General features: G+C 25.7%; 13 protein-coding genes. 11 read left to right on the top strand and 2 right to left on the bottom strand.

Annotated features, from left to right (window positions below; genetic code table 11):
* Positions 1-29: 29 nt before the first annotated feature.
* Together AC07E4_RS10895 and AC07E4_RS10890 are read left to right on the top strand one after the other, a co-directional pair.
* On the top strand, positions 30-473 hold the full coding sequence (locus AC07E4_RS10895; RefSeq protein WP_040328736.1) for a GNAT family N-acetyltransferase: 444 nt from the start codon (positions 30-32) through the stop codon (positions 471-473).
* 49 nt (positions 474-522) lie between these two features.
* Positions 523-1,092, top strand: a complete 570-nt coding sequence (locus AC07E4_RS10890) for a GrpB family protein (RefSeq protein WP_478216391.1) — start codon at positions 523-525, stop codon at positions 1,090-1,092.
* A gap of 64 nt (positions 1,093-1,156) precedes the next feature.
* On the opposite strand, the gene AC07E4_RS10885 is transcribed toward AC07E4_RS10890, so the two are convergent.
* On the bottom strand, positions 1,157-1,351 hold the full coding sequence (locus AC07E4_RS10885) for a DUF6199 family natural product biosynthesis protein (RefSeq protein ID WP_040328739.1): 195 nt from the start codon (positions 1,349-1,351) through the stop codon (positions 1,157-1,159).
* Positions 1,352-1,542: 191 nt separating this feature from the next.
* On the opposite strand from AC07E4_RS10885, the gene AC07E4_RS10880 reads away from it, so the two are divergent.
* Both AC07E4_RS10880 and AC07E4_RS10875 read left to right on the top strand, forming a co-directional pair.
* Positions 1,543-1,935 (top strand): cytidine deaminase family protein, encoded by a 393-nt coding sequence (locus tag AC07E4_RS10880; RefSeq protein WP_430829349.1) that lies wholly within the window; start codon positions 1,543-1,545, stop codon positions 1,933-1,935.
* A gap of 75 nt (positions 1,936-2,010) precedes the next feature.
* Positions 2,011-2,475, top strand: coding sequence for a GNAT family N-acetyltransferase (locus AC07E4_RS10875; protein WP_478216390.1), 465 nt, complete (start codon positions 2,011-2,013; stop codon positions 2,473-2,475).
* A 91-nt stretch (positions 2,476-2,566) separates the two neighbouring features.
* Here AC07E4_RS10875 and bsh read toward each other — a convergent pair whose 3' ends face one another.
* Complete coding sequence (bsh, locus tag AC07E4_RS10870) at positions 2,567-3,556, bottom strand: choloylglycine hydrolase (protein WP_478216389.1); 990 nt, start codon at positions 3,554-3,556, stop codon at positions 2,567-2,569.
* 489 nt (positions 3,557-4,045) lie between these two features.
* On the opposite strand from bsh, the gene AC07E4_RS10865 reads away from it, so the two are divergent.
* From AC07E4_RS10865 to AC07E4_RS10835, 7 genes are all read left to right on the top strand, one after another.
* Positions 4,046-5,473 carry a diguanylate cyclase gene (locus AC07E4_RS10865; RefSeq protein WP_478216388.1) on the top strand — a complete coding sequence of 476 codons (1,428 nt, stop codon included), beginning with the start codon at positions 4,046-4,048 and terminating at the stop codon, positions 5,471-5,473.
* Positions 5,474-5,661: 188 nt separating this feature from the next.
* Entirely contained in the window at positions 5,662-6,372 is a 711-nt protein-coding gene (locus tag AC07E4_RS10860; protein WP_430829345.1) for an HAD family hydrolase, read from the top strand.
* Between the two features lie 312 nt (positions 6,373-6,684).
* A complete protein-coding gene (locus tag AC07E4_RS10855) occupies positions 6,685-7,362 on the top strand; it encodes a Dph6-related ATP pyrophosphatase (protein WP_478216387.1) in 678 nt (225 codons plus the stop codon).
* Positions 7,363-7,783: 421 nt separating this feature from the next.
* Positions 7,784-9,145 carry a dynamin family protein gene (locus AC07E4_RS10850; RefSeq protein ID WP_478216386.1) on the top strand — a complete coding sequence of 454 codons (1,362 nt, stop codon included), beginning with the start codon at positions 7,784-7,786 and terminating at the stop codon, positions 9,143-9,145.
* A gap of 2 nt (positions 9,146-9,147) precedes the next feature.
* A complete protein-coding gene (locus AC07E4_RS10845; RefSeq protein WP_478216385.1) occupies positions 9,148-11,418 on the top strand; it encodes a dynamin family protein in 2,271 nt (756 codons plus the stop codon).
* A 22-nt stretch (positions 11,419-11,440) separates the two neighbouring features.
* Positions 11,441-11,941, top strand: a complete 501-nt coding sequence (locus AC07E4_RS10840) for a hypothetical protein (protein ID WP_478216384.1) — start codon at positions 11,441-11,443, stop codon at positions 11,939-11,941.
* A 22-nt stretch (positions 11,942-11,963) separates the two neighbouring features.
* Complete coding sequence (locus AC07E4_RS10835; RefSeq protein ID WP_478216383.1) at positions 11,964-15,230, top strand: ATP-binding protein; 3,267 nt, start codon at positions 11,964-11,966, stop codon at positions 15,228-15,230.
* Positions 15,231-15,232 lie beyond the last annotated feature (2 nt).

Here is a 15,232-nt window from a genome sequence, read left to right as displayed (position 1 = left end):
TAATATTAATTATTGGAGGAAAACACAACATGTCTGTAAAAATTTTTAGATGTGGGATTAATGAAATAGAATATATTAAAGATGCAATTGTTAATGTTAAAGCTGAAGAAGATATATGTTGTTTTAATGAGGAGGCTATAAAAGAGTTCTTAAAAAATGAAGATAATTGGTTTTATGTTGCAATTATAGATGAAAAGGTAAGTTCCTATGCCATTGCTTATGTTCAACGACGGATCGATACTATGAAAAATATGATTTGTCTATATGAAATAGGTACATTAAATTGCTTTAGAAGAATGGGAATTGCAAAAAGAATAATAGAGAAAATTATTGAAGATGGAAAGTTGAATGAATCAATGAAAATTTGGATTCCAACAAACATAAGTAATAAAGCGGCTTGTGCATTGTATAGAAGTATTGGTGCAAAAGAGCCAAAAGTGAAAGATGAAATAATTTATAATTATAGATATTAAGTGCTTATAACATAAAAGTAAAAAAATTTATATTTGAAAGGTGATTAGAATGAAGAAAACACTTGACGGAATGACATTGGAGGAACTTTGGGAGTTGTTTCCCATTAAGCTTACAGAGCATAATGATGAATGGCAAGATTGGTATAAAGAAGAAGAAAAGAGATTAAGAACAGTTCTTCCTATGAATTTAATAGCACGTATAAGTCATATTGGAAGTACATCAATTAAAACTATTTGGGCGAAACCAACTGTTGATATTATGGTAGAATTAAAGTCTAAATGTAACATTAAGGAGATAAAAAGTATCATAATTAGAAATGGGTATACATGCATGTCAGAGAGTGATGATAGAATATCTTTTAATAGAGGGTATACTATTGATGGTTTTGCAGATAGAGTATTTCATTTGCATTTGAGATGTGTTGGTGATAATGATGAACTTTATTTTAGAGATTACCTTATGAATAATATTGATGTTGCAAAAGAGTATGAAAAATTAAAATTAGAATTGTGGAAGAAATATGAACATAATCGTGATGCTTATACAGATAGTAAAACGGATTTTATAAAGAAGCATACAGAAAAGGCAAAGGTATTATATAAAGATAGATATATTTAAATTACAAGATATAACAAAAGTCCAGTAAGACATTCTTTACTGGGCTTTTATCTTTAAATTTGTATTACCTTTGTAAAGTTACAAAAATGCCAGCTACAATTAATATACAGCCAGCAATTCGTATAAGTGTTATATAGAATTTGCTTGGTTCAGCTTTAGTTTTTGTTTTCCATGAATCTGAAATTTTCCACATAATTTTAGGGTTTAATAACATTATTATACCAATAACAATAAAAAATATACCAAGTATTAATTCCATTTAATAACCTCCTTTCTCATATTATTATAATAACATGCTACAGAAATTTTATGCTAAAAATTCAATTATATTACAAGTAAAATATTAAAAATAAAAAGTATTTACAACTAATAATTACAATATATGGTATTATAAGTATATGAAATTAATACTGAGCGCTGTAACAAATTAGAGATTAAGGAGAATGTAATATGGAACAAATATGGGAAAAACTTTATAAAGAGGCTGTGAATGCACTAAATCCTCATGAAGTATCAAAAACTATGTGGGTTGGTAGTGTGGCCTCAGCGATTTTAACTAAAAAAGGAAATATTTATGTAGGTATTTGCATTGATACAAATGGTTCATTAGGAATGTGTGCGGAGAGAAATGCATTATCAACAATGTTAACTAATGGAGAAAATGAGGTAGATAAGATTGTTTCTGTATATAAGGATGGAAAGGTGATACCTTCTTGTGGTGCATGTAGAGAATTTATGATGCATCTTGGAAATAACTCAGATAATATTGAAATGCTACTTGATAAGGAAGGAAAAATAATAAAGTTAATTGATTTGTTGCCAGAATACCCAAAATATAAATAAATTTAGTCATCCTTACCTATAATAAATTTTAGATTTTCATTTAATATAAAATAGCAATTAGAATAGGGGAATATCATGATATATATTATTAAAGATAGAGATAAAAAAGAAAAAATAGCAAGAGATATATTATATAATTTGCCTGAATGGTTTGGATTACCAGAAAGCACTGAAGAATATATTTATTGTAGTAAAGATATGAACTTTTGGGCAGATATTGAAGATGATAAGGTGAGGGGATTTATTGTACTAAAAGAGACAAGTCCTTATACTGTTGAACTTTACGTTTTAGGAGTATTGAAAGAGTTTCATAGAAATAAAATTGGTGTGAAGTTATTTGATGCTTGTTATAATTATGCTAAAGAGCAAGGATATTTATATATGCAAGTTAAAACAGTAAAAGAGGGGTGCTATGAAGAATATGATAGAACAATAGCATTTTATAAAAAACTTGGATTTAAGGAATTTGAATGTTTTCCTTCACTTTGGGATGAATGGAACCCTTGTCAAATCTATGTTATGACATTAAGTAATCTATAGTCTAATTTGTAGTAAGATAAAATTAACTTTTACTAGGACAAGTATATTTAATAATATATACCTGCCCTATTTAAGTTATGATGATTATGTATTAATTTTGATAGTTGATATCTTGTGATGTTAAATATTCAAATATCTTAATTTCTTCTGCGTTTAAATTTTCTTTATTAATATCAATAGCATTTATTCTATTATTATCATATGTTTTGTAGTAATAAACTCCATTATTTTGATTCATACAAGAAGAGTATGTAGTTAGGTCTTCTAAACCATCCTCTGTAATTACACCACCTTTTACCATTTTTACATAATCTAGCATGTGAAAAAATTGAGTAATAGCCAATATATCATTATCAATAGACGGCATTTTAGATCTAATATAAGCAATTCTTACAAATCTTGAAACAGAAGCAAAATCTCCAGGCATTCCTAAAGTACCAGCTCCTATGCCTAAAGCTTTTAATTCTTGGTTACTCCAAGTAGTTTCTTTTGGATAATCAGGAGTTAAATATAAATACTCGTTTAAATTTGTTAAGTGCCAATCAAATGTAGGATTATTAGTCATAACTCCAACAGTATTATCATGAATTGAAAAGCTATTTTTAGTTTTTTCAACCACTATAGATTTACCGTTTTTATCAACAATCATCCAATGAAGTGTTGGTACTGGTGTTTTTTCATTTATTGGTCTATTTACTAATTCTAAATTTTTAATTGTAACTTTAACTTCATCTACAGTCTCATGATTTGACAACACCCATTGCACAAAGTCATAGGGTGCAATATTAACTTTATCAACTACAGGATCTTTTTCAAAATAAGCATAACCTGCAAAATTTAATCCTGCACAAGCTAAACCGTGTTCATTCATTCCATCAGCTATTACGGGATGATTATCAATAATAGTACCCATTCCAATAATTGCATGATTATTAGTCATTACATTGCCTGTAATTGTATCTTTGAATTTATAATTTCTTGGAATAATCATAGCTGATTGATTAAAATTATAAGCTAAATCCATATTCCGTCCAAAAAAATATTTGTTTTCATTAGATTTTATACTTAAAGCTGTACACATATTTCCACCTCATATTATTATAATTACTAATATACTTATTTTTAATGTTTGAAAATTCTAAGATATTTATACTGATATATTAAATTAATTTATTTAAGTTAACATGAAACTGTTAAATATAAAATAATATTAAAAGTGTTGTTGATAAATCTTAATATTGTTGTTATAGAACGAATACTCAATTTATGTTATGATTTTAAAATAAAACATAATTTTTGCAAATTCTAATTTAAAATAATATAAGAACAGTACATTGACAAAGAATTATATAGATAATAAAATACTTTATGAAATAAATTTCATCATAAGAATTTAATAAAATTAAAATTATAATAGGTTCTAATAATATGTAAAAAACAATTTATGAGCAAGCAAATATGGTTTTTAATCTGAAGATTTTAAAAGAGTAACTTATAAGAAGTAGGTGATAATATAACTAGTATATACTTAATAACTTTTTTAGCTATTTATTTATTTAATAGGGCCTTAATGGACTATAGTTACAGTATATTAAATTTGAAAAGTAAAAAAGTATCTGAAATTTTAATTATAACTATATCAATTATCTCTATGATAATGATAGTTCATAAAGTATATACACCAATTGTATATTTAACTTTATTTATTGAATATATGATTATTTACAAAGTAAATTTTAGAAATAAATTAGGTGAGATATATAGCATTATTATTACCAATATTTTTATGTTGATTTTTATTAGAGATATATGTGTTGGTATATTTAGCTTATTATTAGAAAAAAGTATGAGTGATGTTATTATGTCTTATAATACATATGTGCTATCATTTGGTGTATCAAGATTTATAGGATTAATTTTAATATTAAATTTTAACAAATTTGTGAGTTTAGAAATTGTTAAAAAATTATTAGTTAATAGAAATATTCTATTAATGAGCACTTTTACAATAATTAGCTTAATTATTTTATTATTAAATTCTAACCATACATATTTTTATTCAAGTGATGCTATTTCAACTACAAAGATTATGTTAATAGATAGATTTTGTATTGCCTTCTGCTTTTATTTCTCAGTTAATGAAAAGATAAGAGCAATAAAATGGTTTGAAGAAGAATTAGATACTTATAAAAAATTAAATTTTTTTAATGAATTAGTTGATAAATCAAAAGATGTTATGTTTTTTAAGGATTCTAATTTTATATACACATACTTAAATAATGCAGGTGAGAATTTTTTAAATAGGGATAAAGACAAAATTATTGGGAAAACAGATTTAGATTTACTGAATGAAAATTTTTTAGATGAGAAATTATACTATGAGTGGAAATTGGGAGATAAAATTGCTTTAGAACAAGGATATTATGATAGAATTGAAACTAAGGGAAATCGAATTTTTAGAGTTTCTAAAGAAAAAATTGATGGAGGAATATTAGGTATAGCTAGGGATATTACGGATGAGATGAAAGCTATAGAAAAGTCTGAACTAGATGAATTAACAAAAATATTTAATAGACGAAGATTTAAAATTGAAATAAATAAAATTTATTTAAACAAAAATAATAATACATATCTTATATTAATAGATTTAGATGATTTAAGAAATTTAAATAATAACTATGGTCATAATAAAGGCGATGAATATTTATCTATTATAGGAGAAATCCTTAAGGAAGAAAATAGATGTATGTTTTTCAGAATAGGTGGAGATGAGTTTGCTGGTTTGATAGATATTAGTAAGACTTCACCAGAAATAGTATTGAAAAGTATATTTGAAAAAATTAACTCTATAGATATTAATCCTAAGATTAGTATAAGTGTTGGTTGTAAAAGATTTTTCTTAGATAAGACATACATTGAAAATTATGATGAAGTAGATAATTTGTTATATGAAGCAAAGGAAAAGGGGAAAAATAAATTTATTATTGAATATGATTAGAAGTAGATAGTTGTGAATTATATATATTTGCAATTATCTATTTTTATTATATACAAAATTTTATTTTTCTAAGTATAAAACTTACAGTGTAATTAAGAAATTCTTTCTATTATATTTACTATTTATGACATATGGTATAATAAACTAAATGAATATAGGGTATAAATGTGTGATTTATGGAGGGGATTATGGTGAAAGCAAAAGCTATTGTTTTTGATTTATTTGATACCTTACTTAAGGATATTAAATTTGATTTTGATTCAGGGTTATGTTATTTACATGAAAATATTTTAACAAAAGATACTGATAAAGTTGAGTTTCTACACTATGCATCTACATATTGGAAAGAACTTTATGATAAAAGAAGTGAAGACAATTCAGAATTAGCATTTGAAGATGAACTTTTAGATTTTAAAAATAAGTATGGTTTTAAAGTAGATTATTCATTAGAAGAAATTGTATTAAATTGTGCACTTAAAATGAATATTGCTGAGCTATATGAAGATACTATTTTAGTTTTGGAACAGCTTAAGCTTTTAGAAATTCCAGTTTACTTATTAAGTAATTCCATATTTAAAAAGAATATAATGAGAAAAATTATTAATCAATACGATTTAGAAAAGTATTTTGTTAATGTATATTTTAGTGCAGATTATAATATAAGAAAGCCACATAAAGACTTGTTTAAAATTGTATTTGATGATATTAAAGAGAAAAATAAAAGCATAGAAACGAATGATGTTTATTTCATTGGAGATAACTTTCAGGCTGATATTCTTGGTGCTAAGAATTTTGGATTCACTCCAGTTTTCATAAATCGAAAAAAGAATACAAATATTAACAATGATGAGTTCATTGAGATTAAATCATTAAATGAATTATTAGAAATAATTAAGTAGGTTTAATTTAAAAGTAAAATACTATGATATTTATTAAAATTTATATACTGAATAATATAAAGAACTAAGTCAAATATGATGAAGTTCTTTTTACTTTTATTATACAAAATGTATTTTTAAAGTTATTTTTATCTTGTATAATTACATAAGAACTTATGAAATTGAAAAGTAAGGTAAATGTTTGATAAAAAGTAGAATTAATATATAATCTAGGGAAAAGATAGATATTAAGGTTATTGATATAGATGATTAATAGTAGAAATAATTAAAAGATATACTTGGAAATTTATTTAATTAGGAGTAGTGATAGTAATGAAAAATTGGATTGATGGTGCAGAAAATAAAAAATTCATAGCTTCATATAGTGGAGGAAAAGATAGCACATTAGCGTTATATAAAGCTATGAAAAAGGGAGAAGCTTTAGGGATTATTGTAATGATGGAGGAAGATGGGGAAAAATCTAGAGCGCATAGTTTATTTTTAGATATATTAAAAGCTCAAGGAGAAGCAATAGGACTACCTGTTTTTTCAGGTAATGCAAATTGGGAAAATTATGAGAAAGTATTTGTAGAAATATTAAAAGAAGTAAAAAAACTAGGTGCAGAAGTTCTTGTAACTGGTGATATTGATGTTCCAGAAAAGGACTGTTGGCATGAAAGGATTGTACATAATGTAGGACTTGAACTTGGTATTCCTCTTTGGAAAATGAATCATAGAGAAGTAGTTGAGGAATTTATTTCTTTAGGGTTTATAACTAAAATTATAACAATAGATACAAAACAAGGAATGAAGAAAGAAGACCTTGGGAGAATACTAACTTTTGATTACATGAAAGAACTAGAAAACCGTGGAATTGATCCATGTGGTGAAGCTGGAGAATTCCATACTGTAGTTATAGATGGCCCAATTTTTAAAAAGCAGATAAAAGTTAAAGAAAAAGAAATTATAGAAGATGGAAAGTATATGTATCTAACATTAGATCTAGAATAGAGAAAGGAGCATTAACTTACTTAATTAAAGTGGTTAATGTTTTTTTGTTAAGTTGATATATTAAAGAGAAGATAATTAAAAAAAATAAATTTTTATAGTATAATTATAATTGCAAAATATTAAAATAAATAATTAAGTCCAAATATCAATTGGATGAAAAAATAATGCTAGACATATTTTTGAAATTAATAAATATTTTAGAAAACTTAAATGAAATTAAAGAATTGGGGAAATTGAAATGGTCCTTGAAGAGGGTATATGTTAAAAATAGAAATAATATGTATAATAAAAATATAAAATTTTCTATTTGGACATTAAATGTCCAAATGATTTATTATAATAGTGAATATAGAAGAAATACTATTATAAAAAAATAATAATAGTTAAATAGTTACAATGAAATTAGAAATGGAGAAGTAAAATGAAAAGAGATATATTTTTTTATACATCATTAGATTTAAAAAATCATCCTATGAAATATACAAAAATTAATTATAGAGAAGATTATATAAATGCATTAGGATATTTTATTAATAAATATTCAAAAACTGAAGTCAATACTGAAACTGTATTAAAGCAATTTAGTAAACACTTTTTAAACAATGATAAAAGTTATGATAATAATATTAATGATAAAGAATGGAGAAGGAAAGTAAAAAGCACCTGTAATTTTAGGATTAAAAAATTTAAAATTTTTACTTATAGATTTGTGTTTATATGTGATTGTCTGTTTATTAATGCTTTTAATAATCCACAATTAGGAAGAAAAATTATAGATGAATTTAAAACTTTATTTAGTTCTAGGTATCATTTAGCATTAGAAGAATTATATGAAGTATTATACAATGATAAGTTAAGTAAGAGAGAATTTAAACTAGCAGAAAAGCAAATTGAAATTTGGAAAAGAAATAAAAACTTTATTAATAAACCTGTCAACAATATCTTAATAACAGCAACAATGAGTGCAGGTAAATCCACTTTAGTAAATACTATTATTGGTAAAAATTTAGCTCAAACAAGAAATGAAGCATGTACTGATACCGCAAGTTTATTTTTCAATAAATTATTTGAAGATGAATTAATAACAAAGAAAAGTTCAAATGGTGAAATAGTATATGATAACAACATAATAAATATTAAATCACAAAGGGAGCATTCTAATATATGTACATATATGAATTTAACTAATAGATGTGAAAATAGAATTTGTTTAATTGATACTCCAGGGGTTAACTCATCATTAAATAAAGATCACGCAGATGTAACCATAAATGCACTTAACAATATGAATTATAATAAAGTAGTTTATGTTATTAATGCTAATAATATAGGTACAGAAGATGATATGAAGCATTTAAAAAATATATGTGAAATAATTAAAGATAAAAAAATAATATTTGTATTAAATAAACTAGATACTTTTAGATTAAAAGATGATTCTATTGAAGAAAGCATAGAAGAATTAAGAAAAGACCTTAAAAATATTGGATTTAAATATATAACAATATGTCCAACTTCAGCATATGCAGCAGGATTATTTAAAAAATTATTAAATAATGAGAAATTAAATGATGATGAAGAACTAGATTGTAGTATGTTACTTAGAAAATTTAGTAAATCAGAATATGATTTATCAAAATTTTATGATAAAAAGTGTGATTGTAATATGATAAAAAATGAATTTATATCATTTGAACAATATGATTCAAATAAGATTTTAGATTGTTTATATAAAACAGGAATTATAAATTTAGAACAATTAATTACAAAAGGAGAAGACTAATTATGAGAGAAATTTTTATTAAGCACAATCCGTATAAGGTAGAAACGGAGATCACAATTGATGGACAAGCAGTAGCAAGTAATAGCGAATTAAATTTTGAGGATAAAAGATTTCAAGAATGGGTTGAGGAACTACCTAATTTACTAGTTGAAGAATGTAACACAAAAGATTTTGATATAACATTCCATGGAACATTACTTGATTATGAAGATTTAAATTTAAGCATTGAAGAAGCAAGGAAAAGTGGAATAAACATTGAATGTAATTATATTAGAGCTAAAGAAGTAAGTGATAAAGAAGCACTTATAACTGAGATTTTTGAAGAAATTCAAGATGGACCTTTTGAAGAATTAAAGCAAAAGGATGTAATAAAGGCATTTGAACTTGCAACTAAGAGTGAATTTGAAGTTAATGTTGTTGCAACTATGAGTGCAGGAAAATCAACATTAATTAATGCATTGTTATCTAAAAAAATAATGCCATCTAAAAATGAGTCTTGTACAGCTACTATATCAAGAATAAAAGATACAGATGATGAAAATTTTATAGCAAGAGTTTATGATAAAAATTTAAGTTTAATAGAAGTTCAACCAGAGCTATCTTATGAAATAATGCAAAAGTTAAATTCTGATGAAAGTGTTTCAGTTATTGATATTGAGGGAGATATTCCTTTTGTATCATCAGATGATATGTCATTAGTTCTTGTTGATACTCCAGGTCCAAATAATTCAAGAGATGAAAACCATAAAGCCACTACATATCGTATGCTTTCAGAATCATCAAAAACATTAGTATTATATGTTCTTAATGCAACACAATTGGCAGTTGATGATGACAATAGTTTATTAAATAATGTAGCTGAAAGTATGAAAATAGGAGGAAAGCAATCAAAGGATAGATTTATATTTGTTGTAAATAAAATTGATACTTTTAGAAAAGGTGAAGATAGCGTAGAAGAATCTATAGAAAAGGTTAAGAAATATTTAGAAGATAAAGGCATAAGAAACCCTAATATATTTCCAGCAGCAGCACTTCCAGCATTGGATATAAGACACTATTTAAAATATGGTGACAAAACAGATGAAGATTTAGAGTATGAAATAAATTTTGAAATGAGAAAATTAATAAGGAATGAAGAAAAACATTTAGAAAAGTATGCGCCACTTACTCCTAGTATAAAAGGTAAAATTTCAAATGAATTAGCAATGACTATAGATGAAGGAAATAAGTATGACGAGGCATTAATACATACAGGAATAAGGTCTATTGAAGAATATATAAATATGTATGTTGAAAAATATGCAAAAACTGCAAAGATAAAGAATATTGTAGATACTTTTGATAAGAAGCTTCAAACAGCAGAATCTTTTGAGAAATCTAAGCAAGAGATTGCAGCTAATGAAGATAAACATAAAGAAATATTACAACAAATAAATAGTATTAAAGAGAAGATAAATAGTGGTGAAGAGGGTAAAAAATTTAGAGATAAAATAGATAAGATTAATTTTGATAAAGAAATAACTTCTTTAGCTAGAGAAATAACAAAAGAAGCTCAAAATAGAATTACTAATATACAAGAAAAAGCTGATGAAAAAATAACTAAGTTACATGCAGAAGATAGATTAAAAGAATATTCAACATTCTGTAGAAATTTACAAGCTGAAATCAAAGTTAAACTTCAAGATATAATAACCAATGATGTTCAAATGAATGTTAAGGCTTTAATGGATGAATATTCCAAAAGGATATCATCGTTAACTTCAGAATTGAATTTAAGTGATATAAAAATAGATGCATTTGCATTGGTTCAGGGAGATATATCTACACTTGAAAAAGATAAAGAGCTTATAAATAATTTAACATCAACAGAAAGGGTTAAAGTTGGAGAGGAATGGGTTGAAAATACTGATAAAAAATGGTATAAACCTTGGACTTGGCTTCAAGATTCTGGGCATTATAGAGATGTTTTTGAAAATGTAGAGTATGTAGATGGATCAAAACTATGTAATCAATTCTTTGCACCTATTCAAGCAAGTTTAATTGACAACAACAAAAGTGCAATAGAATATGCTAAAAAACAAAGTAGAGAAGTTAAAAAATATTTTATAAAACAATTTGATGAAATAGATAAAATTTTAAAAGATAAATTAAATGAACTTGAAAAATATGCTACTGATAGAAAATCAATTGAAGAAGCACTTAAGGAAAGTAAAGATAAATTATCTTGGCTTGAAAATATTCAAAATAAAGTAAAAGAAATTTTAGAAGTATAAGTGAAATTTAGGAGGAAAAGAAATGACACAAACAAAAGAATTTATAGAAGCAGTTAAAAATGAGAATTTAAACTTAGTTAGAGTTATGATTAAGGATAGTTTAGTAATGGATCCAACATTTAAAGAATTTAATGAACGTATTTCATATGCAAAAAATAGTATAAGTGATTTATTTGAAGAACATGATAATGAAGTTTTACAAACAGAAAAATCAGAGTGGACTAAGAATTATATGAATACACAACTTAATAATTTAATGTACAATTTTTCAAAAGAACGTATAGAACATTTAAAAAAAGTATGTCAATTTGTTTATGCAGATAGAGTAAATAATAAGGCTCAAAATACCTCAGGACAAGAAAATATAAAAGTAATAGGTACTAAATCAATATCAACATCTGTTGTTATTGGTGGAGTTGGCCTAGCTATAGCTGGTATTGCTTTAGAAAAAGTAGTATTAGTTGCAGGAGGAGCAGCTCTTGCAGTTGCAGGAGGCGTAATGCTTATTAACAATAATAAATAACATAAGATAAGAGGTGAAAATTTTGAATGAAATTATGAAAAAAAATTATGAAAGTAGTAATATTACTCCACAATATAATAGTTTGCAAGAAAAATTCAATTTAGCCTTTAATGTAGTAGATGATGTAGTTTTAAAAAACTACATCACTAAATTAAGGGAGATGGATGTAATACCTTTAAATAATGAGATACTTAAAAATAACATATCACAAAATGTAAGATTGTTTAAAATTAATGAAATGGTATATCAACAAGATGAGTATTCTACATATAAATTTGCTAGTGTATTTAACGCAGTAGCTACTACACAAAGTGCGTTATTTATAATAATTGATAGTGATGGAGAAAAAACGGACTTTTATATGGGAATTAGGTCTACTAATTCAGAAAATAGTACTAAAACATGCTATGATACTTTACAGAATTCTATAAAAGGTCAGTTTCCTGGTATAAAGACAACAAATCTATTAGATGATGAGATGAAAAGTTTATTAAAAAAAATACAAGGAAATAGTATATCAGCTGTATCTGGTGTTGCTAATAGTAAAGAAAAAGAAAAAAATGAAAATAAGTTTTTTATACAAGGACTAGAAAAACTTGCTTTAGCAATGCAAGGAGAAAAATATACAGGAGTAATTATTGCAAATACAACAACTCAAGAACAGCTACTCGATATTAGAAAAGGATATGAAAATATTTATACAACTATATCACCTTTTGCTAATATGCAAGTTAGTTATGGTTCAAATAATTCTAGCAATATTTCTAATGCATATACAGAAAGTACTTCAGTAGGAGAAAATCACAGTAATAATATGTCAAAAACTTCGTCTACTGGAACTAGTACTAGCAAGTCAAAAAGTTTTTCAGAATCTAAAGAAACAGCAGGAAGTGTAGCTGGAAAAACATTAGGAACATCATTGGCAGTTGCGGGTGCGGTTCTTGGATCTGTAATTCCAGGAGCAGGAACTATAGTTGGGGGAGCAATTGGAGGAGTAATTGGAGGTGTAGTTAGTAGTGTAGTCACTAGTGCTACTCATAGAAGCGTAACAGATTCTGATTCTTATACAACATCTAAAACAAAAAATTATTCTGAAACTACTGGAGAAACATTTGGAACAAATAAATCTACAAGCACAGGAAATACTGAAACTAAAGGCATTACAACAGGATCAAATGAAAATCTTCAATTGACTATTCAAAATAAATCTATAATAAATTGTTTAGAAAGAATAGATAATCAATTAGATAGATTAAATGAATTTGAAAGCTTAGGAATGTGGGAATGTGCAGCATACTTTTTATCTGAAAATTCTCATGCTTCAGAAATTGCAGCATCTACTTATAAAGCACTTATGAGAGGTGAAAATTCAGGAATAGAAGTTTCGGCAATAAATTCATGGAATAAAACGTACAAAGAAAAAACTAGATTGTTAAAAGATTATATAACTAATTTTATACATCCTATGTTTAAGTATAATAACGGAAGTATACAAATTCCTGTAAATCCAACAGCTCTTGTTAGTGGAAATGAACTTGCAATTCATATGGGATTACCTAGAAAATCAGTATGTGGTTTTCCAGTTATTGAACATGCTGATTTTGGAAAAGAGATTGTAAGATATAATGAAAAATCTAATAATTGTATAAATTTAGGGAACGTATTTAATATGGGGGCTGAATGTAGCAATAGAGTTTTATTAGATGTAAAAAGCCTGTCAATGCATACTTTTATAAGTGGTTCAACAGGCTCTGGAAAATCAAATACTGTATATGAAATATTAGATCAACTTGATGTTTTAGGAATTAATTATTTGATTATTGAACCAACTAAAGGTGAATACAAAAATGTATTTGGAAGAAGAAAAGGCGCTAAGGTGTTAGGTACTAATCCTAAATTAACTCAGTTACTTAGAATAAATCCATTTAAATTCCCAGAAGGAATACATGTTTTGGAGCATATAGACAGATTAATAGAGATATTTAATGTATGTTGGCCAATGTATGCAGCTATGCCGGCAATATTAAAAGAAGCTGTAATAAAAGCTTATGAGGTAAGTGGATGGGATTTAGTAGAATCTAAGAATATGTATTCAGATAATTTATTTCCTACATTTCAAGATTTGTTAGTTGAGCTTGAAAATGTAATTGAAAACTCTGCTTATTCACAAGAATTAAAGAGTAATTATATTGGTTCACTAGTTACAAGAGTAAAATCATTAACTAATGGATTAAATGGGAAAATATTTTCTCCTAATGAAGTTGGGGATAAGGAATTGTTTGATAATAATGTTATTGTTGATTTAAGTAGAATAGGATCACTTGAAACAAAATCTCTTATTATGGGAATACTTGTAATGAGACTTAATGAACATAGAATGTGTTGTGCAGAAGGTATGAATGTACCATTAAAACATGTAACTGTACTTGAGGAGGCACATAATATTCTTAAAAAATCATCTGGTGAACAAAATCCTGAAAGTCCTAGTTTGACTGGAAAATCTGTTGAGATGATATCAAATGCTATAGCTGAAATGAGAACTTATGGAGAAGGCTTTATAATAGCAGATCAATCACCTAATGCAGTAGATGTATCAGCTATTAGAAACACTAATACTAAAATAATAATGAGACTTCCAGATGAGACTGATAGAAGATTAGCAGGAAAATCAGCAGGATTAAAAGACGAGCAATTAGATGAAATTGCAAAATTACCTAAAGGTGTTGCTGTAGTATATCAAAATGATTGGGTAGAGCCAGTTTTATGTAAAGTTAGTAAGTTTGATGGAAAAGAAAAAGAATATGTTTATTCAGGTGATGTAGAAGAATCAAAAAAAATGGATAAAGAATATACTTCTTTAATATTAAAACTTTTATTAAAAAATAGAGTAAATGAAAAAATAGAAATAGATATAGATTCTTTGGAATTTTTACTTAATGGAGTATCAATAACAACAAAAAACAAAATAGCTATAAATAAACTTATAAATGAGTATAAGGAATATGGTTATTTAAAAGTATGGGATAATAGTAATTTTGAGGTTTTAGCAGAAATTGTATCGGAAATAATTAATGGAAAATCTCTAATTAAGAATATTGCTTATAGATCTAAAAATTATGGAGAACTAAACAGTAAAATTAACAAGGTTTTGGATGAGGTCTCAGTTGAACTTAATGATGAAATGAAATTAACAGTTACTCAATGTCTATTAAAGAATATTTCTAGAGATAGTGAAGAAAATTTAGAAATTTATACAGGATGGGTTAATGATTTAAGAGGGGGTTTCTAAAT

Source organism: Clostridium amazonense (assembly GCF_056431285.1).
Note: the sequence above shows the minus strand (reverse complement) of the source record. Positions and strands in the feature narration are given on the sequence as shown.

Bases quoted from the DNA above. Each gene is read 5' to 3' on its own strand.
- AC07E4_RS10875 (WP_478216390.1), top strand. From the start codon at position 2,011: ATGATATATATTATTAAAGATAGAGATAAAAAAGAAAAAATAGCAAGA.
- AC07E4_RS10840 (WP_478216384.1), top strand. From the start codon at position 11,441: ATGACACAAACAAAAGAATTTATAGAAGCAGTTAAAAATGAGAATTTA.
- AC07E4_RS10860 (WP_430829345.1), top strand. From the start codon at position 5,662: ATGGTGAAAGCAAAAGCTATTGTTTTTGATTTATTTGATACCTTACTT.
- AC07E4_RS10880 (WP_430829349.1), top strand. From the start codon at position 1,543: ATGGAACAAATATGGGAAAAACTTTATAAAGAGGCTGTGAATGCACTA.
- AC07E4_RS10895 (WP_040328736.1), top strand. From the start codon at position 30: ATGTCTGTAAAAATTTTTAGATGTGGGATTAATGAAATAGAATATATT.
- AC07E4_RS10850 (WP_478216386.1), top strand. From the start codon at position 7,784: ATGAAAAGAGATATATTTTTTTATACATCATTAGATTTAAAAAATCAT.
- AC07E4_RS10855 (WP_478216387.1), top strand. From the start codon at position 6,685: ATGAAAAATTGGATTGATGGTGCAGAAAATAAAAAATTCATAGCTTCA.
- AC07E4_RS10885 (WP_040328739.1), bottom strand. From the start codon at position 1,351: ATGGAATTAATACTTGGTATATTTTTTATTGTTATTGGTATAATAATG.
- bsh (WP_478216389.1), bottom strand. From the start codon at position 3,556: ATGTGTACAGCTTTAAGTATAAAATCTAATGAAAACAAATATTTTTTT.
- AC07E4_RS10890 (WP_478216391.1), top strand. From the start codon at position 523: ATGAAGAAAACACTTGACGGAATGACATTGGAGGAACTTTGGGAGTTG.
- AC07E4_RS10845 (WP_478216385.1), top strand. From the start codon at position 9,148: ATGAGAGAAATTTTTATTAAGCACAATCCGTATAAGGTAGAAACGGAG.
- AC07E4_RS10865 (WP_478216388.1), top strand. From the start codon at position 4,046: ATGGACTATAGTTACAGTATATTAAATTTGAAAAGTAAAAAAGTATCT.